Source organism: Pseudomonas sp. 05N433 (assembly GCF_056396925.1).
Window position 1 is genome coordinate 19252 of sequence record NZ_JBFTML010000020.1, and the last position, 24308, is coordinate 43559.

The following is a 24308-nucleotide window of genomic DNA, read 5'->3' on the forward strand; positions in this document are numbered from 1 at the left end:
TTCCTGTGTGAGTTGAAGGTGTGAATCAAAGACCGGGCGCGGTCTGCCGCCAGGCCTGGGAGCGGCGCAATAAACCGCGCGAGGCCCAGGCCAGCAGCAGGGACACGCCCGCCGAGGTGAACAGAATCAGGGTCGACATTGCCGCCGCACCGCCGACGTTGCCGGCGTCGTCCATGTTCAGCACCGCCACCGCCGCGAGAATGGTGTCGGGGCTGTAGAGGAAGATCGCCGCCGAAACGGTGGTCATGGCCGAGACGAACAGGTAGCGCACGATGTCCAGCAACGCTGGCAGGCAGATCGGCACGGTGACTCGCAGGTAATGCCGATACAGCGGCGCCTTGAGCGACAGCGCGGCGGCTTCGAACTCGGCGTCGAGCTGGCGCAGCGCGGTGGTGGCGGTCATTTGCGCGGTGGTCAAATAGTGAGCAATGGTGCAAACCACCAGCAGCGTCATGCTGCCGTAGAGCACATGCAGCGGATTGCCGCTGAGGTTGAAGAAGAAGACGTAACCCAGGCCCAGCACCAGACCCGGCACCGCCATCGGTACGAAACTGAGCATGCGCAGTGTCAGATTCAGCCCGCGCTGGCCACGGGTTTTCTCCATCAGGTAGGCGCCGGTGAAGATCAGCACGCTGCCGATCAACGCCGTGCACAACGCCATCTTCACGCTGTTGCCATAGGCCAGCCAGCCGCCGCCCGCGGTGTCGTTGAACTGGTAATGGTTGAGCGACAGCGACAGGTTGTACGGCCAGAACTTCACCAGCGACGAGTACACCGCCATGCCGAACACCAGCAGCAACACCGCGCAGATCAGCAGCACGATGGCCAGATAACAACCGTCGCGCAGCCTCGACGGCATTGGCTGAAAGACTTGCGCCCGACCACTCATGGAATCGCCATGACGCCGACGCAGCCAGGCGTCGACACCAAAGCTGAACAGCGCCGGCAGCAGCAGAACCATGCCGATCAGTGCGCCGCGACCGAATTGTTGCTGGCCGACCACCGCTTTGTAGGCTTCCAGCGCCAATACCTGATAGTCGCCACCGACCACCACGGGCACACCGAAGTCGGTGATGGTCAGGGTGAACACCAGACAGAACGCTGCGAACACCGCCTGAYGCGTCGCCGGCCAAGTGATGCTGCGAAAGGCTTTCGCCGGGCTCGCGCCCATGCTGGAGGCGGCATCGAACAGTCGCGCATCCGCCAGGGACAGCGCTGACAGCAAAATCATCAAGGCGTGCGGGAAGGTGTAGATGACCTCGCCGAGCACAATGCCCCAGAAGCCGTAGATGTTGTCCGAAAACAGACCGCGCAACAGGCCCTGATTGCCGAACAGATAAACCAGCGCAATCCCCGGCAACATCGACGGCGCCATCAACGGCAGCAGCGATGTACCGCGCCAGATACCTTTGCCGGGAATCAACGTGCGTTGCAGGGCGTAGGCAAACAGGTAGGCCAACGGTACGACCATCGCCGCCACGCTGAGGGAAACCTTCAGGCTGTTACCCAGCAACCAATGGAAATTCGCACCGGTCAGCAATTCACCGGCAGCCACCAGACCACCGCCCTGCCCGGCCTGCGAACTGAACCCGCGCCAGAAGATCGCCAGTAACGGCATCAACACTGCCACACAGAGCAACACCAACAACAGCAGCTTGCCGCCGACCACGAACAGCCGGTCGCCGATCTCGGCACGGGAGGCCTGCCGAACCTGCTTGTGCGGTATCGGCAGCGCGACGTTCGCGCTCATCAGGCGAACACCTGCAGGCTACGCGGCGGCAAGGCGACCATGATCTGCTGCGCACCGAGACGCGGCATCGCTTCCGGCGCCAGTTCCGCCAGCAATGCATGACCCGGCAGCTGATCGAGTTCGAAGCTCATGCGGCAACGATTGCCGAGGAAAGTGATTTCGCGAACCTTGGCCGGGAACAGGTTTTCTTCATGCACCAGCGGGTTGACGTTGATCGCCTCGGGACGGCAGAACAACCGGCCCGACGCGGTTTTCGCACTACCATCGGCCAGGCGCATGTGCATCCCGCCGACCAGGGCATGACTGTCGCTGCTACGGCGGAACGGCAGCCAGTTGCCCTGACCGACGAACTCCGCCACAAACGGTGTGGCCGGGCGGTCGTAGATGTCCTGCGGTGTGGCGTACTGCTCGACCTTGCCGTTGTTCATCACGGCGATGCGGTCGGCCATCAGCATGGCTTCGTCCTGATTGTGCGTGACCATCAGGGTGGTGATGCCGAGGTTGCGCTGCAATTGGCGCAACTCGGTGCACAGATGCTCGCGGACCCGGGCGTCGAGCGCCGACATCGGTTYGTCCAGCAGCAACAAGGAAGGGGCCGGCGCCAGAGCCCGGGCCAGCGCTACGCGTTGCTGCTGACCGCCGGACAACTGGCCGGGGTATTTTTTCTCGCTGCCGGTGAGGCCAACCAGCTCCAGCATCTGACCGACACGCTTGCGCACCTCATCGCGACCGCTGCCGGCGAGGCCGTAGGCGATGTTCGCTTCGACGGTGAGATTGGGAAACAGCGCGTAGGACTGGAAGAGAATGCCGTAGTCCCGGGCCTGAGGCGCCAGGTGGGAAACGTCGCGATCACCGAGGTATAACTCGCCGCTGTCCTGGCGCTCAAGGCCGGCGATGCAACGCAGCAAGGTGGTCTTGCCGCAACCCGACGGCCCCAGCAAACACACCAGTTCACCGGCCGTCACGTCGAGGGAAACGTTATCCAGCGCGGTGAACGCACCGAAGCGTTTCTGCACGCCGCGCACTTTCATCGGCGCGCCGGGGTTGGTCAGGGCAGTTGCGATCGAGTGGTTCATGGACAGGCCTCATCAAGCAGATGAGGGCCATCCTAGGTTTGCAATGCGTCCGTCATGTGGCAACGAGGCAAAAACGGCCGATAGTGGTATTCAAGGATTTGGGTTGGGTAGAACGAGCGATGAGTAACCTGTGGCGAGGGAGCTTGCTCCCGCTGGGTTGCGAAGCGGCCCCAGAAAATGGGCCTGCTGCGCAGTCCAGCGGGAGCAAGCTCCCTCGCCACAGGGATCTACGCCGGGGCCATTTCCTGTGCCAGTCCGAGAAACGCCGCCGGCAGCCGGGCGCCTTTTCGCTCCTTGAGGCAGTACAGGTACTCGGGAATCTGCGGCGCATTCTCGAGGGTCAGCACCCGCAATTGCGGGTCGTGTGGCACTTCCTGCCGGGCAATGATGCTGATGCCGATGTTGCGCAGCACCGCTTCACGAATCGACTCGCGGCTGCCAATCTCCAGCAGCGGCCCGAAACTCACCCCGGCACTGGCCAGCAACTCTTCGGTCAAGCGCCGGGTGGTCGAGCCCGACTCGCGCATCAACAAGGTGTGCCCCGCCAGCGCACTGAGCGGCACATGGTCATGCACCGCCAGAGGATGATTACGATGCACCGCCAACACCAGCGGGTCACTGCCCAGTACCCGGCGGATCAGCCGCGCATCGTCGAGCAACTGCGAGGACGCGGCGACATCGACCCGGTAATCCTCCAGCGCTTCGAGCACCTGCTGGGAGTTGCCGATTTCCACCGACACCTCCACCTGCGGCAAGCGCTCGCGAAAGGTCTTCACCAGATCGAGGATGTAATACGGCGCCGTGGCGGCGATGCGCAACGTGCCCTGGACCTGACCGCTGTTACGCAGGAAGAACTCGATATCGGCTTCCTGCTGCAGCAGTGCCTTGACCATCGGCAACAGCCGCGCACCTTCGTCGCTGACGCTGAGGCGGCGGCCGCCACGGTAGAACAGCTCAACCGAATACTGGCTTTCCAGGTGCCGGATCTGGGTCGTCACCGTCGGTTGGCTCAGGCCGAGCTTTTTCGCCGCCAGGGTAATGCTGCCCAGCCGGGCCACCATGTAAAACGCCTTCAGCTCGGCACTCAGCACACCCGTTCCTCATCGTCTATTTGCGCAACAGGCGCAAACCGTTGAACACCACCAACAGGCTCACGCCCATGTCGGCGAACACCGCCATCCACATGGTGGCGATCCCGGCGAAGGTTACCCCAAGAAAGATCGCTTTGATGACCAATGCCAGGGCAATGTTCTGTTTGAGGATATTGGAGGTCTGCCGCGACAGGCTGATGAAGGCCGGGATCTTGCGCAGATCGTCGTCCATCAGGGCGACATCGGCGGTTTCGATGGCGGTGTCGGTCCCGGCGGCCGCCATGGCGAAACCGATCTCGGCCCGCGCCAGTGCAGGAGCGTCGTTGATGCCGTCGCCGACCATCCCCACGCGATAGCCCTGGGCATACAGCGTTTCGATGGCCTGCAGCTTCTCGCTTGGCAACAGATCGCCTTGCGCCTGATCGATGCCCACATGGGCGGCGATGACCTCGGCGGTGTGAACGTTGTCACCGGTCAGCATCAGGGTTTTGATGCCCAGTTCATGCAACTGCTGGATCGCTTCGCGACTGGTCGCTTTCACGGTGTCCGCGACGGCAAACAAGGCCAGCGGACCCGACTTGTCGAGCAACAGCACCACCGACTTGCCCTGTTTCTCCAGAGCAAACAGTTTTTCTTCCAGCGCTGGAGAACACAGGCCCAAGTCTTCCACCAGTCGATGGTTGCCCAGGTGATAGAGCTCACCATTGATCTCACCGCGTACTCCACGCCCCGCCAAGGCTTCGAAGTTATCCACAGTCAGCGGCGCGCGCTGGTTATCCACAACTGCCGCGTTGGCGATGGCCAGCGACACCGGGTGATCCGAGCGACCAGCCAGCGCCGCCGCAAGGGCCGGGGCTGTTTGATCGGCGGTCGGGTCGAGGGACAAATAGTCGGTCTGCACCGGTTTGCCATGCGTGAGGGTGCCGGTCTTGTCGAGGGCCAGGTAGTCGAGTTTGTAGCCGTGCTCCAGGTAGACGCCGCCCTTGACCAGAATCCCTTTGCGCGCCGCTGCCGCGAGGCCGCTGACGATGGTCACCGGAGTGGAAATCACCAAGGCGCATGGGCAGGCGACCACCAGCAACACCAGTGCCCGATAGATCCAGTCGAACCACAGCGCGTCCATGAACAGCGGCGGGATCACCGCCACGGCGAGGGCCAGGATGAATACAGCCGGTGTGTAGATTTTCGAAAAGCTGTCGACAAAGCGCTGGGTCGGCGCCCGCGCGCCCTGGGCCTGTTCGACGGCGTGGATGATCCGCGCGAGGGTCGAGTGGTCGGCCGCTGCGGTCACGGTGTAATCCAGTGAACCGGACTGGTTGATGGTGCCTGCGAACACTTTGTCGCCGATGGTTTTTTCGACCGGCAGGCTTTCACCGGTGATCGGCGCCTGGTTGATGGTCGAGCTGCCAGACAACACTTCGCCGTCCAGACCGATCCGCTCACCGGGACGCACCCGCACCCGTGCGCCCAGTTCGATGCTTTTCACCGGTTGTGCGACCCAACTGCCGTCGGCTTGCTGCACCGTGGCTTGCTCGGGCGCCATCTGCATCAGTCCGCCGATGGCGTTGCGCGCCCGGTCCAGGGACCTGGCTTCGATCAACTCGGCGACGGTGAACAGGAACATCACCATCGCCGCTTCCGGCCACTGGCCGATCAGGACCGCACCGGTCACCGCGATGCTCATCAGCGCGTTGATGTTCAGATTGAGGTTTTTCAGGGCGATCCAGCCCTTTTTATAGGTACCCAGGCCGCCACTGAGGATTGAGATCAGCGCAATCACCGCCACCACCCAAGTGGGCGCCGCGTTAGTGAAGTGGATCACTTCAGCCGCCAACGCACCAACGCCGGACAGCGCCAATGGCCACCAAGGTTTTTTCTCTGGCACAGGTATTGGCGCTTCGACGCCTTGCTCCAGCGGCTCGGCGTGCATGCCGAGGGACTTGATCGCCTCGATGATCGGCGCGGTGCCTGGCAGGTCATGGGTCACGCCCAACACCCGGTTGATCAGGTTGAACTCCAGTTGCTGCACGCCCGCAAGCTTGCCGAGTTTGTTCTGGATCAGCGTCTGCTCGGTCGGGCAGTCCATGGCCTCGATGCGGAAGCTGCTCAGCCGCGCGCCGGCGGTCGGCGTCTCGCTCAATTTGATCAGCGATGGCGCCGCTTTGGAGGAACAGCAGGAATCGCCGTGACCGCCATGATCATGGCTACCATGGGCACGCTGGGGCACAGGCTGCAGCTTGTGGCTGTGATCGTGATCGTGATCGTGATCGTGATCGTGATCGTGATCGTGATCGTGATCAGCCTCGGGTTTGTGGGTGTGAAGAGAATCGCTCATTGGTCGCGTCCATGAAGGTGCCTGTTGCCAAGTAAAGACCCTGTAGCCACTATAGGGTCAAGCACCCTTTTGGAGATTGACGCGATGAAAATAGGAGAACTGGCGAAACTCACCGACTGCGCCGTGGAAACCATCCGCTACTACGAGCGCGAAAACCTGCTGCCGGAACCGGCCCGCAGCGACGGCAATTACCGCGTCTACACCCAGGCCCACGCCGAACGCCTGACCTTCATCCGCAACTGCCGGACCCTCGACATGACCCTGGAGGAAATCCGCAGTCTGCTGGCCCTGCGCGACAGCCCGCAGGATCAATGCGAAAACGTCAACGCGTTGATCGACGAGCATATCCATCATGTGAAGGCACGAATCGACGGCTTGCTGGCCTTGCAGACACAACTGCTCGACCTGCGCCAACGCTGCAGCGAAGGGCCGGATATCGATCAGTGCGGGATTTTGCAGCGGCTGGAGGTGAGTGGCGGGGTTGTGGCGACGGAGGTTGAGCATTCCCATGTCGGCCGAAGCCATGGGCATTAAGAATGCCTTCGCGGGCAAGCCTCGCTCCTACAGGTATCGTGTGAACCTGTAGGAGCGAGGCTTGCCCGCGAACACCGCGAAGCGGTGCCAGACTCAGACCGCCATCGGCGCCGTCATCGGAGCGTGGTGCTCATAGCCTTCGAGCGAGAAATCACTTGGCTCGATCAGCTCCAGCCACTCCGGCTGGTACACACCGGTCTTGGCGAACTCCGGCACGCGATCGGAGATCTTCAGCTTCGGCATGGCGAATGGCTCGCGCTTGAGCTGTTCGTTGAGCATGTCCAGGTGGTTTTCGTAGACGTGGGCATCACCGATGAAATAGGTGAACCAGCGCGGCGTGTAACCGGTCAGGCGACCGATCAGGCTCAGCAGCGCGGCGCCCTCGGTGAGGTTGAACGGCGTGCCCAGGCCCAGGTCGTTGGAGCGGATGTAGAGGGTCAGGGAGATTTCCCTGGTCTCGACATTCGGGTGGAATTGGTACAGCAAGTGGCACGGCGGCAGGGCCATTTCATCGAGCTGCGCAACGTTCCAGCCGTGGAACAGAATGCGACGGCTGCCTGGGTCCTTGATGATGGTGTCGACGCACTGGCGGATCTGGTCGATCGCCTTGTACAACACCACATACGCCYGGCCATCTTCTTCGCCTTCAGCAATCTGCCGATAACCCTGGCTCAGGGTCTGCTCGATGGCGGCCTGGTTGCTGACCGGGATTTGCTTATACGCCGGCCATTTGCGCCATTGCACGCCGTAGATCTCGCCGAGGTCGTCTTCGCCCTGACGGAACGGGTTGGCCAGCCACTGGGCGTTTTCGTTGGCGTTCTGGTCCCAGACCTTGCAACCCAGCGCACGGAATTCAGCGGCGTTGTTCACCCCGCGCAGAAAACCGCACATCTCGCCGATGGCCGACTTGAAGGCCATCTTGCGGGTGGTGATCGCCGGGAAACCTTCCTGCAAATCGAAGCGCAGCATCGCACCCGGAAAGCTGATGGTGTTAACGCCGGTGCGGTTGGCCTGTTTGGTGCCGTTCTTGATGACGTGGGCGACCAGATCGAGATATTGCTTCATGAATTACCTGTGTCCTTGAACCCGGAGCCGTCGCCCCGGGGTTCGAATTTTTTGCGCCAGCTGCTTATACAGCCGCTGCGGGGGCCGCCGGGGCGCGTCGATAAGCCAGCCAGATCAGGAATAGACCGCCGACGATCATCGGTACGCACAACACTTGGCCCATAGTCAGCCAATTCCACGCCAGATAGCCCAGTTGCGCATCCGGAACGCGGACGAACTCGACAATGAAACGGAAAATGCCATAGAACAGCGCAAACATCCCGGATACCGCCATGGTCGGCCGTGGCTTGCGCGAGAACAGCCAGAGGATCAGGAACAGCGCCACACCTTCCAGCGCAAACTGGTACAGCTGCGACGGGTGACGCGGCAACTGCGCCGGGTCGCTGAACGGCGGGAAGATCATCGCCCACGGCACGTCGGTCGGCTTGCCCCACAACTCGGCGTTGATGAAGTTGCCGATGCGCCCGGCACCCAGACCGATCGGCACCATCGGCGCAACGAAGTCCATCAGCTGGAAGAACGACTTGTTGTTCTTTTTACCAAACCACAACGCTGCGAGCATCACACCGATGAAGCCACCGTGGAACGACATGCCGCCCTTCCACACTTCGAAGATCAACATCGGGTTGGCCAGGTAAGCGCTCAGATCATAAAACAGCACATAACCCAGGCGGCCGCCGACGATGACGCCCATCGACATCCAGAACACCATGTCGGAGAGTTTCTCCTTGGTCCAGGTCGGGTCGAAGCGGTTCAGCCGACGGGACGCCAGCAGCCACGCGCCGCCGATGCCGACCAGATACATCAGGCCGTACCAGTGGATTTTCAGCGGACCGATGGCCAGGGCCACCGGGTCGATCTGCGGGTAAGGCAGCATTGCGACTCCTCGTTAGAGTTGAAACCTTCAAAATTCCCGGGCGACGCTGTCACGCCAGGATTAAGCCAGGATTGCGTTAGGTGTCAGAGCAGGAAGTTCAAGCCGACGCAAAACAGCAAAGCGGCAAACAGTCTTTTCAGCAAGCGTGGCGACAGCCTGTGGGCCAGTCGTGCACCGAGGCGGGCGAAGACCATGCTGGTCAGAGCGATCCCCAGCAGCGCCGGCAAATAAACAAAACCGAGACTATGGGCCGGCAGCAGTGGATCGTGCCAGCCCAGAATCATGAAACTTAATGCACTTGCCAAGGCGATGGGCAGGCCACAGGCCGACGAAGTGGCCACCGCTTGCTGCATCGGTACGCTGCGCCAGGTCAGGAATGGCACGGTCAGCGAGCCGCCGCCGATCCCGAAAATCGCCGAAGCCCAGCCAATCACACTGCCGGCCACGGTCAGACCGACTTTACCGGGCACCGTTCGGCTGGCCTTGGGCTTGAAGTCCAAGGCGAGTTGAACAGCGATGATCAACGCGAATACGCCGATGATTTTCTGCAAATTCGGCCCGGAGATCGCTTCGGCGGTCAGCGCGCCGAAACCGGCACCGATCAGAATGCCGAGAGTCATCCAGGCAAAAATCGGCCAACGCACGGCGCCGCGGCGATGATGTTCGCGAACCGCATTGACCGACGTAAAAATGATCGTCGCCAGGGAAGTACCGACTGCAAGATGCGTCAGGATCGACGGATCAAATCCCTGCAAGGTGAAGCTGAACACCAGCACCGGGACGATGATAATCCCGCCGCCTACCCCAAACAGCCCGGCCAGCACGCCCGCACAGGCGCCCAGCGCCAGATAGAGCAGAAATTCCATGGCCACATCCCCAAGCATCCCGAAACAGGAGCGGCATGGTAACGGATGCATGGCCTCGGGCTCCACTGCGGATGGCGATGGATCGATGAGCGATGTCTGCGTAGAGTGAGCAAAAAACACACAAGGACCACCTTATGTGCCTGATTGTCTTTGCCTGGCGGCCGGGTCATGCCCAGCCGCTGATCGTGGCGGCCAACCGCGACGAATTCTATGCCCGGCCCAGCCTGCCCCTGGCGCAATGGCCGCACGCCCCGCATGTCTACGCCGGGCGTGACCTCGAGGCCGGCGGTACGTGGCTCGGTGTCGGCGCCAATGGGCGCTTCGCCGCACTGACCAACATCCGTAATCCCCTTCAACCGCCGGCCGCCAAGTCGCGAGGCGAACTGGTGGCGCAGTTTCTCAGCGGGGAAACGCCCATTGAAGACTATTTAAGCGACGTTATCGCACGTTCGGCTGAATATGCCGGGTTCAATCTGCTGGCCGGCAATGCCAAAGAGCTCTGGCACTTCAACGCTCGGGAAACCGCGGCGGTCAGGCTCGAACCAGGGATTTATGGGTTATCGAACGCGGGGCTGGATACGCCGTGGCCAAAAGTGCTCAAGGCCAAGGCAGCGTTGAGCGAAGTCCTGGACGATCCACAACCACAGGCGTTATTGGCCTTGCTGAGCGATCCGCAGATCGCACCACTTGCCGAGCTGCCGGACACTGGCGTGGGGCAAGCCACCGAGACGTTGTTGTCGAGTGTGTTTATCAAGAGCCAGGCTTATGGGACGCGGGCGAGCACGGCGTTGATTGTTCAGGCAAATGGGATGCGGCATATGGTCGAGCGGAGTTTCGGGCCGTATGGGGGGCATTTGGGGGAGGTAGAGATCAGGATTTGAAGTCGGGCGATTAATTGTGGCGAGGGAGCTTGTCGGATCGCCGCACCGTCCCGCTGGAGCGCGAAGCGCTCCCGATCCGGCCGATGCGTTCTTTCATAAAGATCGCATCGGCTGAATCACGACTGCTTCGCAGCCGAACGGGAGCAAGCTCCCTCGCCACAGGGCCGCCGCTGACCTAGAGGGTCTTGACCGAAGCCGGATTGATCATCCGTGCCAACCCAAGGTTTTTCAGCGCCAGTTGCAGCGAGCTGTGGATAACTTGCGGGTTGTCGATGGTCATCAGCTCCGCCAGCAACTCCTTGGCCTTGCTCAGGTTGATCTGACGCAGCATCCACTTCACTTTCGGCAAGTTGGTGGCGTTCATCGACAGGCTGTCGAAGCCCATTGCCATCAACAGCACTGCCGCCGCCGGGTCACCGGCCATTTCGCCGCAGATACTCACCGGTTTGCCTTCGGCATGCGCATCGCGCACCACGCTCTGCAGGGCTTGCAGCACCGCCGGGTGCAGGTAGTCGTAGAGGTCGGCCACCCGTGGGTTGTTTCGGTCCACGGCCAGCAGGTACTGAGTCAGGTCGTTGGAGCCGACCGACAGGAAGTCCACCTGCCGCGCCAGTTCCTTGGTCTGATACACCGCTGCCGGAATCTCGATCATCACGCCAACCGGCGGCATCGGCACGTCGGTGCCTTCGTCGCGGACTTCGCCCCAGGCCCGGTGGATCAGGTGCAAGGCTTCTTCCAGTTCATGGGTGCCGGAAATCATCGGCAGCAGAATACGCAGGTTGTTCAGGCCTTCGCTGGCCTTGAGCATGGCGCGGGTCTGCACCAGGAAGATTTCCGGGTGGTCGAGGGTCACGCGAATCCCGCGCCAGCCGAGGAACGGGTTGTCTTCCTTGATCGGGAAGTACGACAGCGCCTTGTCACCGCCAATGTCCAGGCTACGCATGGTCACTGGTTGTGGATGGAACGCGGCAAGTTGCTCGCGATAGATCGCCAGCTGTTCCTTTTCACTCGGGAAACGCTGGTTGATCATGAACGGCACTTCGGTGCGGTACAGGCCCACGCCCTCGGCACCGCGCTTCTGCGCCCGTGCCACATCCGCCAGCAGGCCGGTATTGACCCACAGCGGCATGCGGTGGCCATCGACCGTTACGCACGGCAGGTCGCGCAATGCATCCAGCCCGAGGGCCAGTTGTTTCTCTTCCTCGACCACGTCGGCGAACTGCTTGCGCAGCACGTCACTCGGGTTGGTGTAGACCTCGCCGTGGTAGCCGTCGACGATCATCTGGATGCCGTCGACCTTGGAGTACGGCAGGTCGACCAGGCCCATCACCGTCGGAATACCCATGGCGCGCGCCAGGATCGCCACGTGGGAGTTGCCGGAACCGAGTACCGACACCAGGCCCACCAGCTTGCCTTCCGGCACCTCGCCGAGCATCGCCGGCGTCAGTTCTTCGCTGACCAGAATGGTGTTGTCGGGGTAGACCAGCGTCTGCTGCCGCTCTTCCTGCAAGTAGGCGAGCAAACGGCGGCCGAGGTCCTTGACGTCCGAGGCCCGCTCACGCAGGTAGGCGTCGTCCATCAGTTCGAAACGGTTGACGTGATCGGTAACCACCTGACGCAACGCGCCCTGGGCCCACTGACCGGTCTTGATCACGGTGGTGACTTCGCTGCCGAGCGAGGCATCGTCGAGCATCATCAAGTAGACGTCGAACAGCGCCCGCTCTTCAGGTCGCAGCTGGGTTGCCAGCTTGGCGGACAAGGCACGCATGTCGGCGCGCACGCCTTCGATGGCCGTCTTGAACAGCCCAAGTTCTGCATCGATGTCGGTGATGGTCTTGTCCGGCACCACATCCAGATCGGCCGGCGGCAGCATGACGACTGCGGTGCCGACCGCCGCGCCCGGCGAACCCGGTACGCCGACGAACTTTGCTTCCTGGATACCTTTGCCCTGACGGCCCAGGCCACGGATCGAACCGGTGGCCTCGGCATGGGCGATAACGCCGGCGAGCTGCGCGCTCATGGTCACGAGGAAGGCTTCTTCACCCTCATCGAACTGGCGGCGTTCCTTTTGTTGAATGACCAACACGCCGACGACGCGGCGGTGGTGAATGATCGGCGCCCCGAGGAACGACGCGTAGCGCTCTTCACCGGTCTCGGCGAAGTAACGGTAGCGCGGGTGATCCGCGGCGTTTTCGAGGTTCAGGGGTTCTTCACGCGTGCCGACCAGGCCGACCAGACCTTCGTTGGGTGCCATGCTGACTTTGCCGATCGAGCGCTTGTTCAAGCCCTCGGTGGCCATCAGCACGAAGCGGTTGGTCTCTGGATCAAGCAGGTAGACCGAGCAGACCTGGCTGCCCATGGCCTCTTTGACGCGCAACACAATAATCCCCAACGCCGCCTTGAGATCCTTGGCGGAGTTAACTTCCTGGACGATCTTGCGCAGCGTATTGAGCATGGCTCGGGGTCGAACTCCGTCGTCAGTCGCGCGCTAAAAGGCGCGGGGCAAGCTCTTTGAGAGCGCGTCGATACACCTCGCGCTTGAATGTCACCACCTGGCCCAACGGATACCAATAGCTGACCCAGCGCCAGCCATCGAATTCCGGTTTACCGGTCAAATCCATCCGCACCCGCTGCTCGTTGGAGATCAGGCGCAGGAGAAACCATTTCTGCTTCTGGCCGATGCACAGCGGTTGGCTGTGCGTTCTGACCAGACGTTGCGGCAAACGATAACGCAACCAGCCCCGGGTGCAGGCGAGAATTTCAACATCTTCGCGCTCCAGGCCCACTTCTTCGTTCAACTCGCGGTACAAGGCGTCTTCCGGCGTCTCCTGGGGGTTGATCCCGCCCTGTGGAAACTGCCAGGCATCTTGATTGATTCGGCGAGCCCATAGCACCTGGCCAGCATCATTCGTCAGAATGATCCCGACATTGGGGCGGAAACCATCGGGGTCGATCACGGCAACAACCTCGCAAACGCATGTCGCCGCATTGTTCCACAAAGGTTGTGAAAGCAGCAACGAGCCGACCTACCTTATGTGCACTCTTGTGAAAAGTCCGTATTCTGGAGACCTTTCTACAGACTTTTCAGCGAGTAACTGCAATGCGGCTGGCTTTATTCGACTTGGACAACACGCTTCTGGGCGGCGACAGTGACCACGCCTGGGGCGATTATCTGTGCGAACGCGGTTTCCTCGACGCCGTCGCCTACAAGGCACGCAACGACGAGTTCTATCAGGACTACCTGGCCGGCAAGCTGGATCAGGCCGCCTACCTGAACTTCTGCCTGGAAGTCCTCGGCCGCACCGAAATGGCGACACTGGATCAATGGCACCTGGATTACATGCGCGACTGCATCGAACCGCTCGTGCTGCCCAAGGGCCTCGAACTGTTGGCCCAACACCGTGAGGCCGGCGACAAGCTGGTCATCATCACCGCCACCAACCGTTTTGTGACCGGGCCGATTGCCACGCGTTTAGGCGTTGAAACCCTGATCGCCACCGAATGCGAAATGATCGACGGCCGGTACAGCGGGCGCAGCACCGATATCCCGTGCTTCCGTGAAGGCAAGGTGACCCGGTTGAATCGTTGGCTGGAAGAAACCGGCCACAGCCTGGAAGACAGTTATTTCTACAGCGACTCGATGAACGACTTGGCGTTGCTGGAGCAAGTGACGAATCCGATCGCGGTCGATCCGGACCCTAACTTGCGGGCCGAGGCCGAGAAACGTGGCTGGCCGGTGATCAGTTTGCGCGATTGATTAAGCCTGTAGCAGCTGCCGAGGTACGAGGCTGCGTTGCGGTCCGCAGGACCGCCCTTCGGGGCCGCTTCGCAGCCCATCGCAGCCTCGCACCTCGCAGCAGCTACAGATTCCGCGCTATACCGGCTTGGCCCCCATCAACCCCGCAATGGCGATCAAGCAGACAAAACTGAACAACGCCAACGCCAACGTAAACTTCCCATTCCCCGCCGCCGGCGCCTTGCGCAGCCGATTGAGCCGCACCAGCAGCCAGAACCAGCCCAGCGCCGCCACGGTGTACAGCACACTGGACGCCAGCAACCAGGTCTGCCCCAACGGCCAGCCCACCAGATGCACCATCCACCAGCCGGTAAACGGCATGCTCAACAGCGCCAGGCCCATCAACAACCAGATGAACACCTGCGGTCGCTGCAAGGTACGCGCAGGCGCCGTCGCATCACCGTTACGACGAGTGCGCCAGACCCAGATTGCCAGCCCCAGTGCGCTGATCAACAGCAGCACCGTCGCCACGCCATGCGCGACTTTGAGGGCGGTTAACGTTTCCATTGTTCGAATTCCTTATAGGCTGCCCATCAGCGTAGCCGCTCAGCCGAGAAACAGCTGATAGGCCGGGTTGTCGCTTTCGTCCCAGTACGGGTAGCCGATTTCTTCCAGCGCCGCCGGTACCAGATGACGCTCGTCGTGGGGCACTTGCAGGCCCGCGACCACACGGCCATCCGCCGCGCCGTGGTTGCGGTAGTGGAACATCGAAATATTCCAGCGCCCACCGAGCTTGTTGAGGAAGTTGAACAACGCACCCGGACGCTCCGGGAACTCGAAGCGCAGCACCACCTCATCGACCACCTGGGCGGCACGCCCGCCAACCATATGGCGAATGTGCAATTTGGCCAGTTCGTTGTCGGTCAGGTCGAGTACCGGAAAACCCTGCTCGGTCAGGCTGGCGAGCAGCGCACTGCGCGGGTCGTTTTCCGGATGGGTCTGCACGCCGACAAAGATGTGCGCTTCGCTGCCGGTGTTATAGCGGTAGTTGAATTCGGTGATCTGGCGCTTGCCGATGGCTTCGCAGAACGCCTTGAAGCTGCCCGGTTTCTCGGGGATGGTCACGGCGATGATGGCTTCGCGGCCCTCGCCCAGCTCGGCACGCTCGGCGACGTGTCGCAAGCGGTCGAAGTTGACGTTGGCGCCGGAATCGATGGCCACGAAGGTGTGGCCGGTGACGCCACGTTGCTCGACGTATTTCTTGATCCCGGCCACGCCCAAGGCGCCGGCAGGTTCAGTGATCGAGCGGGTATCGTCGTAGATATCCTTGATCGCCGCACAGATTTCATCGGTGCTGACGGTGATCACTTCATCAACGTAGTCTTTGCAGATATCGAAGGTGTGCTGGCCGATCTGCGCCACCGCGACGCCATCGGCAAACAGGCCCACGGTCGGCAACACCACGCGCTCACCGGCCGCCATGGCGGCTTGCAGGCAGTTGGAGTCATCCGGTTCGACGCCGATGATCTTGATGTCCGGACGCAGGTATTTCACGTACGCCGCAATCCCGGCGATCAATCCGCCACCGCCCACCGGAACGAAGATCGCATCCAGACGCCCCGGGTGCTGGCGCAGAATCTCCATGGCCACCGTGCCCTGCCCGGCAATGGTGTGGGGATCGTCGTAGGGGTGAATGTAGACGTAGCCTTTTTCGTCGACCAGTTTCAGCGAGTAGGCCAGGGCTTCCGGGAACGAATCGCCGTGCAGTACCACTTTGCCGCCGCGCGAACGCACGCCTTCGACCTTGATCTCCGGGGTGGTCTTGGGCATCACGATGGTCGCTTTCACGCCCAGCACTTTGGCTGCCAGGGCCAGGCCTTGCGCATGGTTGCCCGCCGAAGCGGTGACCACGCCACGGGCGCGCTCTTCATCGCTCAGTTGCGTCAGCTTGTTGTAAGCGCCGCGAATCTTGAACGAGAACACCGGCTGCAAGTCTTCACGCTTGAGCCAAATCTCGTTGCCCAGCCGCTCGGAGAGCTGGCGAGCAGTCTGCAATGGGGTTTCTACGGCAACGTCATAAACGCGCGAGGTGAGGATCTTTTTGACGTACTGTTCGAGCATCGGAAAGCATCACTGAACGGGTTGGGCAGGGCCAAGGAGTCTAACCCGGCTTTCGGGCGGGCGACCACACTAAACAGGTGGTTTTAGCCACTCGCAAACGCAAGAGACTCATTGTGGCGAGGGAGCTTGCTCCCGCTGGAGTGCGAAGTGCTCCCCAAAACAGGCAGCCCGTTTCTTCAAACACACTGTATTGGCAGGTTTTACGACTGCTGCGCAGCCGAGCGGGAGCAAGCTCCCTCGCCACAGACAAGCCCCCTCGTCTCCATTCGACACACTGGCAATGACCTTCCACATCGCGAGGCCTATAATGCCGGCCTTTCGTCCCCCTCTTCGGCACCTCGGAGCCCGCATGACCCAGGATCAACTCAAACAGGCAGTGGCTCAGGCCGCCGTCGACTTCATCCTCCCGAAACTCGATGACAAGAGCATCGTCGGGGTCGGCACCGGCTCTACCGCCAATTGCTTCATCGACGCCCTGGCCAAGCACAAAGGCGCGTTTGACGGCGCAGTGGCCAGTTCCGAAGCCACCGCCGCGCGCCTCAAGGGCCACGGTATTCCGGTGTATGAGCTCAATACCGTCAGCGATCTGGAGTTCTACGTCGACGGCGCCGATGAAAGCGACGAGCACCTGCACCTGATTAAAGGCGGCGGTGCAGCCCTGACCCGCGAGAAGATCGTGGCGGCCGTGGCCAAGACCTTCATCTGCATCGCCGACGCCAGCAAACTGGTGCCGGTGCTCGGTGCGTTCCCATTGCCGGTGGAAGTGATCCCGATGGCTCGCAGCCACGTGGCCCGCGAACTGGTGAAGCTGGGCGGCGACCCGGTTTACCGTGAAGGTGTGCTGACCGATAACGGCAACATCATCCTTGACGTGCACAACATGCAGATCACCAACCCGGTGGAGCTGGAAGCACAGATCAACGCCATCGTCGGCGTGGTCACCAACGGTTTGTTCGCGGCGCGCCCGGCGGACTTGCTGCTGTTGGGCACAAGCGAAGGCGTGAAAACCCTCAAGGCCTGATGCCACACCCATTTGCAGGAGCGAAGCTTGCTCGCTCCTACAATTTAGTTTTGGGATGTTGGTCAGGGTTGCGACGGTTTTTTGAAGACATAGAACAGGTTCGGCTCGCTGACGAGGTACAGGGTGCCGTCGTCATCCATGGCAATGCCTTCCGGCTTGTGCAATCCCTGACGACCCTTGTTCAGTGACAGGGTGCTCAGCGGTCGCCCGTCCACATCCAGTTCAAGAATCAACCGCGACTCATCGGACAGTGCCAGCAAATGGCCGCTGCGCTCGTCATATTGCAGGCTCGACAGGTCTCGCACGAACATTCCGCCATCGCGCTTGGGATTGTTCACCACGTGCACCGCGTAGGACTTCTCCGGGTTGTAATGGGGAAAGCCCTGCACTTCGTAGATCAGCATCGGGTCGCGCTCCTTGGCGACGAACAAGCGCTTGCCCACCGAGTCATAGGCCAAACCCTCGAAACCCTTGTTGCCGCTCATGTGCACGCCGAGGGTCATCTGCTCGGCGTCCGCGGCATCGAGGAACGTCGTGCCCTTGCGCAGATGAATCTTGATCAGCCGTTGCTCACGCTCATCGGTGATCACGTAAGTGTCAGCGCTAATGAACTCCACTGCTTCCGGGTCGCCGAACCCGACCAGCGCCACACGCCGCAGGATTTTGCCTTCCAGGGACAACTCGATCAGCTCGGCGTTTTTGTGGGTGACCGTGAACAGGCTTTTGCGCACGGGATCGAAGGTCAGCGCGGAAACATCGTCGTCCAGACCGTCAATGACTCGCGCCTCGATCGCCACCTGATACTGGTCCAGGCCAATGGGCTGGGCATTCATCGGCTGCCATAGCGCCTGCACATTGAACCCGCTGCGCTCGAACAGGCGCTGGTACTGGCCGACGGCAACCAACAGGATCAGGGCAATGACCGACAGGATCAGCATCAGGGGTTTGGGGCGGACAAGTCGACGCATTCAGGCAAACTCGGAAACAGGACGGGCGGATGAAACACCACGGCTGCCTGAATTAAAACCCTAATGGCCCGCGACCTTCTACCGCAACTACCGAACCTGTTGCTTTTCGAAGCGGTAGAACAGGTTCGGCTCGCTCACCATGTACAGCGTGCCTGCTTCGTCCATGGTGACGCCTTCGGCACGGGGAATGGTTTTCTTCAGGCCATTGAACCCTCCGAGCAAGGTCATGAAACTGACCTGCTCGCCCTTCTCGTCCAGTTCCAGCAACAAGTGAGAGTCGGCGGACAGCACCAGGGTGTGACCGGTGCGCGGATCGATGGCCAGGGCCGACAGGTTACGGACATCCAGTGCGTCGCTGGAGAGTTTCTGCTTGTCACCCTTCAGGATCTGGCTGCCATCGCTTTTCCAGCTGAACAGCGCTGGTGGACGCTCTTCACCCAGCAGCAGTTGCTGGCGACGGGCATCCCAGACGACGGCTTCGAAGCCTTTATTCTGGTTTTTCGAGGGGCCGAGATCGTACTTCGGGAAATTGGCGATGTTCAGCTCGCGCGTATCGGCATCGACCTTGACGATCGAGAGCAGGTGTTCGCGCTCATCGGTAATCGCCAGCAAACCATTGCCCATTACCGTCACCCCTTCCGGGTTGCTCCACCCCACCAGCGGCATTTTGCGCAACACGTCGCCTTGCAACGTCAGCTCGACCAGGAACGGGTTCTTGCCCATCACGGAGAACAGGGTTTTGGTCTGCGGGTCGTAAGACACGTCCGACGCTTCGTCCTTCTCCATCCCCGGCAGCAGTTTGGCGTCGATCACCGCCCGATAGTCCGGCAGCCAGACACTCTCTTTTCGTTCGGCAGGGCTTTCGAAGCGCTCCTTCACCCAGAGCACACCGCGATCATCCCAATGCATCGCAAACGCAAGGCCATAAGCGGCGACCGCCACCAGTAAAAGCCAGAAATACCAACGCATGACAAAGCGCGAGCGGCGGGCAGTTTTCAGCTTGGGCAGCGATTCGATGGCCATTCAGGGATGCGTTCCAGAAATTCAGGCTATGGGTAATAGCACATTGGGACAGGCTCAGATGCCATAAGCCCCGGAATTATCCAGACAAAATGTGAAAAAAACGGGAAATGGCCGGATTGCCCTGTGTGGGCAGCCAAGATCAAAAGATCGCAGCCTGCGGCAGGCTGCGATTTTTTGCTTTTTAGAGAACGCTACTGGTAAAGCGGCTGACACCCGGCAATTCGAGCACCAGTTCGTCACCGACGTTCAGCGGGCCAACGCCCACCGGCGTGCCAGTGAGGATCACGTCACCGGCCTGCAGCGAGAAGCAGCCGGCCATGTACTGGATCATCGGCACGATCGGATTGAGCATGTCCTTGGTGTTGCCATCCTGGCGGACTTCACCATTGATGGTCAGGCGGATGCCGATGTCGGTCAGGTCGGTAAACGTGCTGCCAGCCACGAATGGCGCAATCACCGCCGCACCGTCAAAGCACTTGGCGATTTCCCACGGCAGGCCCTTGGCTTTAAGCTCGGCCTGCTTGTCGCGCAGGGTCAGGTCCAGGGCCGGGGCGAAGCCGGAGATGGCATCCAGCACTTCTTCGCGGCTCGGCTTGGTCGACAATGGCTTGCCGATCAGCACCGCTATTTCTGCTTCGTAATGCACCGAACCGCGCTCGGTCGGAATGCTGAAGCTGCCTTCCAGTGGCACCACGCAGCTGCCGGGCTTGATGAACAGCAGTGGTTCGGTGGGCACCGGGTTGTCCAGTTCCTTGGCGTGTTCGGCGTAGTTGCGGCCGATGCACACCACTTTCCCCAGCGGAAAATGAATACGCGTTCCGTCGACATACTGGTGCTGATAGCTCATTGACCGACTCCTGCTTCGTGCTCTTAAAGTTCGAAGAATCAAACAGCGAAAATCTTGCCCGGGTTCATGATGCCATTCGGGTCGAACACCGCTTTGACGGCTTTCATGTACTCGATCTCAACCGGTGAGCGGCTATAGGTCAAGTAGTCACGTTTGGTCATGCCCACGCCGTGTTCGGCGGAAATCGAACCGTTGTACTTCTCGACGGTTTCGAACACCCACTTGTTGACGGTGGCGCACTTGGCGAAGAACTCATCCTTGCTCAGGTTATCCGGCTTGAGGATGTTCAAGTGCAGGTTGCCGTCGCCGATGTGGCCGAACCAGACGATTTCGAAGTCCGGGTAGTGTTCGCCGACGATCGCGTCGATTTCCTTCAGGAACCCCGGGACTTTCGACACAGTGACCGAAATGTCGTTTTTGTACGGCGTCCAGTGGGAAATGGTTTCGGAGATGTACTCGCGCAGCTTCCAGAGGTTCTGCAACTGGGTTTCGCTCTGGCTCATCACGCCGTCCAGCACCCAGCCCTGCTCGACGCAGTGCTCGAAGGTTTCCAGGGCGTGGTTGGCTACTTCATCGGTGGTCGCTTCGAATTCCAGCAGCGCATAGAACGGGCAGTCGGATTCGAATGGCGCCGGCACATCGCCGCGTGCCATGACCTTGGCCAGGGCTTTGTCGGAAAAGAATTCGAAGGCAGTCAGGTCAAGTTTGCTCTGGAACGCGTGCAATACCGGCATGATCGAATCGAAATCGGCTGTACCGAGCACCATCGCGGTGAGGTTTTTCGGCGCACGGTCCAGACGCATGGTGGCTTCGACGACAAAACCCAGGGTGCCTTCAGCGCCGATGAACAGCTGACGCAGGTCGTAGCCGGTGGCGTTCTTGATCAGGTCTTTGTTCAGTTCCAGCAGATCGCCCTTGCCGGTGACGACTTTCATGCCGGCCACCCAGTTACGGGTCATGCCGTAGCGAATCACCTTGATCCCGCCGGCATTGGTGCCGATATTGCCACCTATCTGGCTGGAACCTGCCGAAGCGAAGTCCACCGGATAGTACAAACCGTGCTCTTCAGCCTTGTTCTGTAATTGTTCGGTAACCACGCCCGGCTGACAAACAACGGTGCGATCGGTGAGGTTCACGTCGAGAATCTGGTTCATGTAGTCGAAGGACACGACCACTTCGCCATTGGCCGCCACTGCTGCGGCAGAAAGCCCGGTACGACCGCCGGACGGCACCAGCGCAACCTTGTGTTCATTGGCCCAACGGACAATGGCCTGGACCTGCTCGATGGTCTTGGGGAACACAATGGCCGTCGGGGCCGGGGCGAAATGTTTGGTCCAATCCTTGCCGTAAGCGTTCAGGGAGTCGGCGTCGGTCAGCACCTTGCCAGGCTCAACCAGGGTCTTCAGCTCATCAATCAGCGCAGGATTGGTCATCGACAGAACTCTCGAACAATTCATGGTCATCCTGAGTACGCTTCACGTCGCAGAATGAGTGTTAGCAGGTCGCATATGCTAGCATACCGACCCCGCAGGATAGTGCCCAAAGGCTGTTCTGCGGCGACGGCTTTCCTGCCGTCCGGGTCAGCTCTGGCTGCTCCCTTCCCTGCCATTTTTTCTCCGGGACACAGGTTTACGCAGATGAGCAAGACTTCTCTCGATAAGAGCAAGATCAAGTTCCTTCTTCTCGAAGGCGTCCACCAATCGGCTGTCGACGTCCTCAAGGCGGCGGGCTACACCAGCATCGAGTACCTCACAGGTTCTCTGCCGGACGCCCAGCTGAAGGAAAAGATCGCTGATGCTCACTTCATCGGCATTCGCTCCCGCACTCAACTGACCGAAGAGATCTTCGATCACGCGAAGAAACTGGTGGCTGTCGGCTGTTTCTGCATCGGCACCAACCAGGTCGACCTCAACGCGGCTCGCGAACGCGGTATCGCGGTATTCAACGCGCCGTACTCCAACACTCGCTCCGTTGCCGAGCTGGTGCTGGCCGAGGCGATTCTGTTGCTGCGCGGCATCCCTGAGAAGAACGCTTCCTGCCACCGTGGCGGCTGGATCAAAAGCGCAGCCAACTCCTTCGAAATCCGCGGTAAAAAGCTGGGTATCGTCGGTTACGGCTCGATCGGCACTCAACTGTCGGTCCTGGCGGAAGGCCTGGGCATGCAGGTTTACTTCTACGACACCGTGACCAAGCTGCCATTGGGCAACGCCACCCAGGTCGGCAACCTGCACGAGCTGTTGGGCATGTCCGACATCGTCACCCTGCACGTTCCGGAAACCGCTGCCACCCAGTGGATGATCGGCGAGAAGGAAATCCGCGCCATCAAGAAGGGCGGCATCCTGATCAACGCCGCGCGCGGCACCGTGGTCGAACTGGACGCCCTGGCGGACGCGATCAAGGACAAGCACCTGATCGGCGCGGCCATCGACGTATTCCCGGTGGAGCCACGCTCCAACGAAGAAGAGTTCGAAAGCCCGCTGCGTGGCCTGGACAACGTGATCCTGACCCCGCACATCGGTGGTTCTACCGCTGAAGCGCAGGCTAACATCGGCCTGGAAGTGGCGGAAAAACTGGTCAAGTACAGCGACAACGGTACGTCGGTATCGTCCGTGAACTTCCCGGAAGTGGCCTTGCCGGCTCACCCTGGCAAGCACCGTCTGCTGCACATCCACGAAAACATTCCGGGTGTGATGAGCGAGATCAACAAGGTCTTCGCCGAAAACGGCATCAACATTTCCGGTCAGTTCCTGCAGACCAACGAGAAAGTCGGCTACGTCGTGATCGACGTGGATGCCGATTACTCGGAAATGGCGCAAGAGAAGCTGCAGCACATCAACGGCACCATTCGTTGCCGCGTGTTGTTCTGATCGCGACTTGAGCGACAAAAAAGGGAGCTCCTCGGAGCTCCCTTTTTTACGGCTGCTTTTTCATCGCTGTGGAAAAGCTACTTCACCGTCACGGTGATTTTCTTCGACACGATCGGCGGATCGAACGGCATGTGACCGCTGTCGCCCAGTTCGAGCTGCAAGGTGTGCTTGCCCGGTGCCAGTTTGATTTCAGCGTGAGTTTGCGCTTTGCCAAAGTGCATGTGATTGGCATCGTTTGGAATCGGAGCGCCGGCAGCCGGTAGTTTGTCGACATCGATCAGCAGATGGTGGTGCCCAGTGTTTTTGGTGGTGTCGCCCGCTGGTGCCAGTGCGATTTCCTTGACGCCGAAATTCACTGTAAAGGTTTGCGCGACCGTGGCTCCGTCCGCAGGAGATACGATGAACACTTCTGCCCCCTTCGGAGCCGGGGTGGCGGCACCGGCCAGCACCGAAACACCCATCAGCACACCAGCCAATGCTGCTCGTGACATAAAGCTTTTCATTCTCTTCTCCAGTTTTTCCGTAAAATTCGCTCGACCGTGAACAACTTAACGGCCATTCGTTGTCGAAGGCACTCAATAACCATAGCAAAGCGAGCCTGAACAGCGCGTCGCGATAGATAAATGAATTCAAAGGAGTGACCATGCGCTTTTTGCCTGGCCTGATCTGCCTGCTACCCCTTTTGAGCCCTTTGGCTCATGCCGAACTGATGGACGATGTAAACGACCGCGGCGAATTGCGCATTGCTCTTGAGGCTAATACACCGCCCTTCAATTTCAAGGATGACGGCAAACTGACCGGGTTCGAGGTCGAGTTGGGTCAACTGCTGGCCAATGAGCTGGATGTACGGGCCGACTTCGTCGTCACCGATTCCGACGATCTGATGACCGGCGTCGAAAGCGGCAAATACGACGTTGCCATCAATCACATAGCACTGACCCCGGACCTGAAGGATCGTTTCGACTTCAGCGAACCTTACATTCACACCAACGCACAATTGATCGCGCAGAAAGAAGAGCAACCGCGATCAATCCTGTTGGTGCAGTCGCTGACGGAACAAAAACCGAAGGCCACCCCTGTGAGCCTGGCGATTCCGTTTCAGAAGGGTAATCCGGCGTTTCATGCCAGCCTTGAGAATGCAATGCAGCGGATCAAGGCCGATGGCCGGCTGGAGGCGCTGGAGCACAAGTGGTTTGGGGCTGATGCGGGTGTGGCGCCGAAACCTTGATTCGGGCGAATGAGTAACCCTG

At 60.5% G+C, this 24308-nt stretch carries 22 protein-coding genes; 6 read left to right on the forward strand and 16 right to left on the reverse strand.

Going from position 1 to position 24308, the window contains the following annotated elements; all coding sequences use genetic code 11:
- Positions 1–25: 25 nt before the first annotated feature.
- The 4 genes from AC1DIS_RS13085 to AC1DIS_RS13100 form a co-directional block, all read right to left on the reverse strand.
- A complete protein-coding gene (locus AC1DIS_RS13085) occupies positions 26–1750 on the reverse strand; it encodes a putative 2-aminoethylphosphonate ABC transporter permease subunit (RefSeq protein WP_477780910.1) in 1725 nt (574 codons plus the stop codon).
- Positions 1750–2826 (reverse strand): putative 2-aminoethylphosphonate ABC transporter ATP-binding protein, encoded by a 1077-nt coding sequence (locus AC1DIS_RS13090; RefSeq protein ID WP_477780911.1) that lies wholly within the window; start codon positions 2824–2826, stop codon positions 1750–1752. The genes AC1DIS_RS13085 and AC1DIS_RS13090 overlap by 1 nt, the downstream gene beginning before the upstream one ends.
- Before the next feature lie 227 nt (positions 2827–3053).
- Positions 3054–3917, reverse strand: coding sequence for a LysR family transcriptional regulator (locus tag AC1DIS_RS13095; protein ID WP_018928662.1), 864 nt, complete (start codon positions 3915–3917; stop codon positions 3054–3056).
- Positions 3918–3933: 16 nt separating this feature from the next.
- Positions 3934–6252 carry a heavy metal translocating P-type ATPase gene (locus tag AC1DIS_RS13100; protein WP_477748473.1) on the reverse strand — a complete coding sequence of 773 codons (2319 nt, stop codon included), beginning with the start codon at positions 6250–6252 and terminating at the stop codon, positions 3934–3936.
- Between the two features lie 84 nt (positions 6253–6336).
- Here AC1DIS_RS13100 and cadR point away from each other — a divergent pair, with 84 nt between their 5' ends.
- Entirely contained in the window at positions 6337–6786 is a 450-nt protein-coding gene (gene cadR, locus AC1DIS_RS13105; protein ID WP_007897786.1) for a Cd(II)/Pb(II)-responsive transcriptional regulator, read from the forward strand.
- Between the two features lie 93 nt (positions 6787–6879).
- On the opposite strand, the gene AC1DIS_RS13110 is transcribed toward cadR, so the two are convergent.
- The 3 genes from AC1DIS_RS13110 to AC1DIS_RS13120 all read right to left on the reverse strand — a co-directional run bounded on the left by AC1DIS_RS13110 (position 6880) and on the right by AC1DIS_RS13120 (position 9594).
- Entirely contained in the window at positions 6880–7851 is a 972-nt protein-coding gene (locus AC1DIS_RS13110; protein ID WP_477780912.1) for a thymidylate synthase, read from the reverse strand.
- 64 nt (positions 7852–7915) lie between these two features.
- Positions 7916–8728 (reverse strand): prolipoprotein diacylglyceryl transferase, encoded by an 813-nt coding sequence (lgt, locus tag AC1DIS_RS13115; RefSeq protein ID WP_064621002.1) that lies wholly within the window; start codon positions 8726–8728, stop codon positions 7916–7918.
- 83 nt (positions 8729–8811) lie between these two features.
- Positions 8812–9594 carry a sulfite exporter TauE/SafE family protein gene (locus tag AC1DIS_RS13120; RefSeq protein ID WP_105340765.1) on the reverse strand — a complete coding sequence of 261 codons (783 nt, stop codon included), beginning with the start codon at positions 9592–9594 and terminating at the stop codon, positions 8812–8814.
- A gap of 134 nt (positions 9595–9728) precedes the next feature.
- On the opposite strand from AC1DIS_RS13120, the gene AC1DIS_RS13125 reads away from it, so the two are divergent.
- Positions 9729–10475 carry an NRDE family protein gene (locus tag AC1DIS_RS13125; RefSeq protein ID WP_477743611.1) on the forward strand — a complete coding sequence of 249 codons (747 nt, stop codon included), beginning with the start codon at positions 9729–9731 and terminating at the stop codon, positions 10473–10475.
- Positions 10476–10650: 175 nt separating this feature from the next.
- Here the strand turns inward: AC1DIS_RS13125 and ptsP are convergent, their stop codons facing one another.
- Positions 10651–12930, reverse strand: coding sequence for a phosphoenolpyruvate--protein phosphotransferase (ptsP, locus tag AC1DIS_RS13130; protein ID WP_018928656.1), 2280 nt, complete (start codon positions 12928–12930; stop codon positions 10651–10653).
- Between the two features lie 22 nt (positions 12931–12952).
- Positions 12953–13432: an RNA pyrophosphohydrolase gene (locus tag AC1DIS_RS13135; RefSeq protein ID WP_007897732.1), complete on the reverse strand. Its 480-nt coding sequence runs from the start codon at positions 13430–13432 to the stop codon at positions 12953–12955.
- 143 nt (positions 13433–13575) lie between these two features.
- Here AC1DIS_RS13135 and AC1DIS_RS13140 point away from each other — a divergent pair, with 143 nt between their 5' ends.
- Positions 13576–14232 (forward strand): histidinol-phosphatase, encoded by a 657-nt coding sequence (locus AC1DIS_RS13140; protein WP_018928655.1) that lies wholly within the window; start codon positions 13576–13578, stop codon positions 14230–14232.
- A 117-nt stretch (positions 14233–14349) separates the two neighbouring features.
- On the opposite strand, the gene AC1DIS_RS13145 is transcribed toward AC1DIS_RS13140, so the two are convergent.
- Both AC1DIS_RS13145 and ilvA read right to left on the reverse strand, forming a co-directional pair.
- A complete protein-coding gene (locus tag AC1DIS_RS13145) occupies positions 14350–14778 on the reverse strand; it encodes a DUF2269 domain-containing protein (protein WP_018928654.1) in 429 nt (142 codons plus the stop codon).
- A 39-nt stretch (positions 14779–14817) separates the two neighbouring features.
- Entirely contained in the window at positions 14818–16332 is a 1515-nt protein-coding gene (gene ilvA, locus AC1DIS_RS13150; RefSeq protein ID WP_018928653.1) for a threonine ammonia-lyase, biosynthetic, read from the reverse strand.
- Between the two features lie 349 nt (positions 16333–16681).
- On the opposite strand from ilvA, the gene rpiA reads away from it, so the two are divergent.
- Positions 16682–17353: a ribose-5-phosphate isomerase RpiA gene (gene rpiA / locus AC1DIS_RS13155; RefSeq protein WP_018928652.1), complete on the forward strand. Its 672-nt coding sequence runs from the start codon at positions 16682–16684 to the stop codon at positions 17351–17353.
- 62 nt (positions 17354–17415) lie between these two features.
- Here rpiA and AC1DIS_RS13160 read toward each other — a convergent pair whose 3' ends face one another.
- The 4 genes from AC1DIS_RS13160 to AC1DIS_RS13175 all read right to left on the reverse strand — a co-directional run bounded on the left by AC1DIS_RS13160 (position 17416) and on the right by AC1DIS_RS13175 (position 21624).
- Complete coding sequence (locus AC1DIS_RS13160) at positions 17416–18321, reverse strand: SdiA-regulated domain-containing protein (RefSeq protein WP_477743610.1); 906 nt, start codon at positions 18319–18321, stop codon at positions 17416–17418.
- Positions 18322–18408: 87 nt separating this feature from the next.
- On the reverse strand, positions 18409–19344 hold the full coding sequence (locus tag AC1DIS_RS13165; RefSeq protein ID WP_018928650.1) for an SdiA-regulated domain-containing protein: 936 nt from the start codon (positions 19342–19344) through the stop codon (positions 18409–18411).
- A gap of 181 nt (positions 19345–19525) precedes the next feature.
- Positions 19526–20191, reverse strand: coding sequence for a fumarylacetoacetate hydrolase family protein (locus AC1DIS_RS13170; protein WP_018928649.1), 666 nt, complete (start codon positions 20189–20191; stop codon positions 19526–19528).
- A gap of 38 nt (positions 20192–20229) precedes the next feature.
- Positions 20230–21624 carry an FAD-binding oxidoreductase gene (locus AC1DIS_RS13175; RefSeq protein ID WP_018928648.1) on the reverse strand — a complete coding sequence of 465 codons (1395 nt, stop codon included), beginning with the start codon at positions 21622–21624 and terminating at the stop codon, positions 20230–20232.
- 204 nt (positions 21625–21828) lie between these two features.
- Here AC1DIS_RS13175 and serA point away from each other — a divergent pair, with 204 nt between their 5' ends.
- On the forward strand, positions 21829–23058 hold the full coding sequence (gene serA / locus AC1DIS_RS13180) for a phosphoglycerate dehydrogenase (RefSeq protein ID WP_018928647.1): 1230 nt from the start codon (positions 21829–21831) through the stop codon (positions 23056–23058).
- Between the two features lie 77 nt (positions 23059–23135).
- Here the strand turns inward: serA and AC1DIS_RS13185 are convergent, their stop codons facing one another.
- Positions 23136–23561, reverse strand: coding sequence for a DUF4399 domain-containing protein (locus tag AC1DIS_RS13185; RefSeq protein ID WP_086944382.1), 426 nt, complete (start codon positions 23559–23561; stop codon positions 23136–23138).
- A gap of 140 nt (positions 23562–23701) precedes the next feature.
- Here AC1DIS_RS13185 and AC1DIS_RS13190 point away from each other — a divergent pair, with 140 nt between their 5' ends.
- Positions 23702–24286: a transporter substrate-binding domain-containing protein gene (locus tag AC1DIS_RS13190; RefSeq protein ID WP_477743609.1), complete on the forward strand. Its 585-nt coding sequence runs from the start codon at positions 23702–23704 to the stop codon at positions 24284–24286.
- Positions 24287–24308 lie beyond the last annotated feature (22 nt).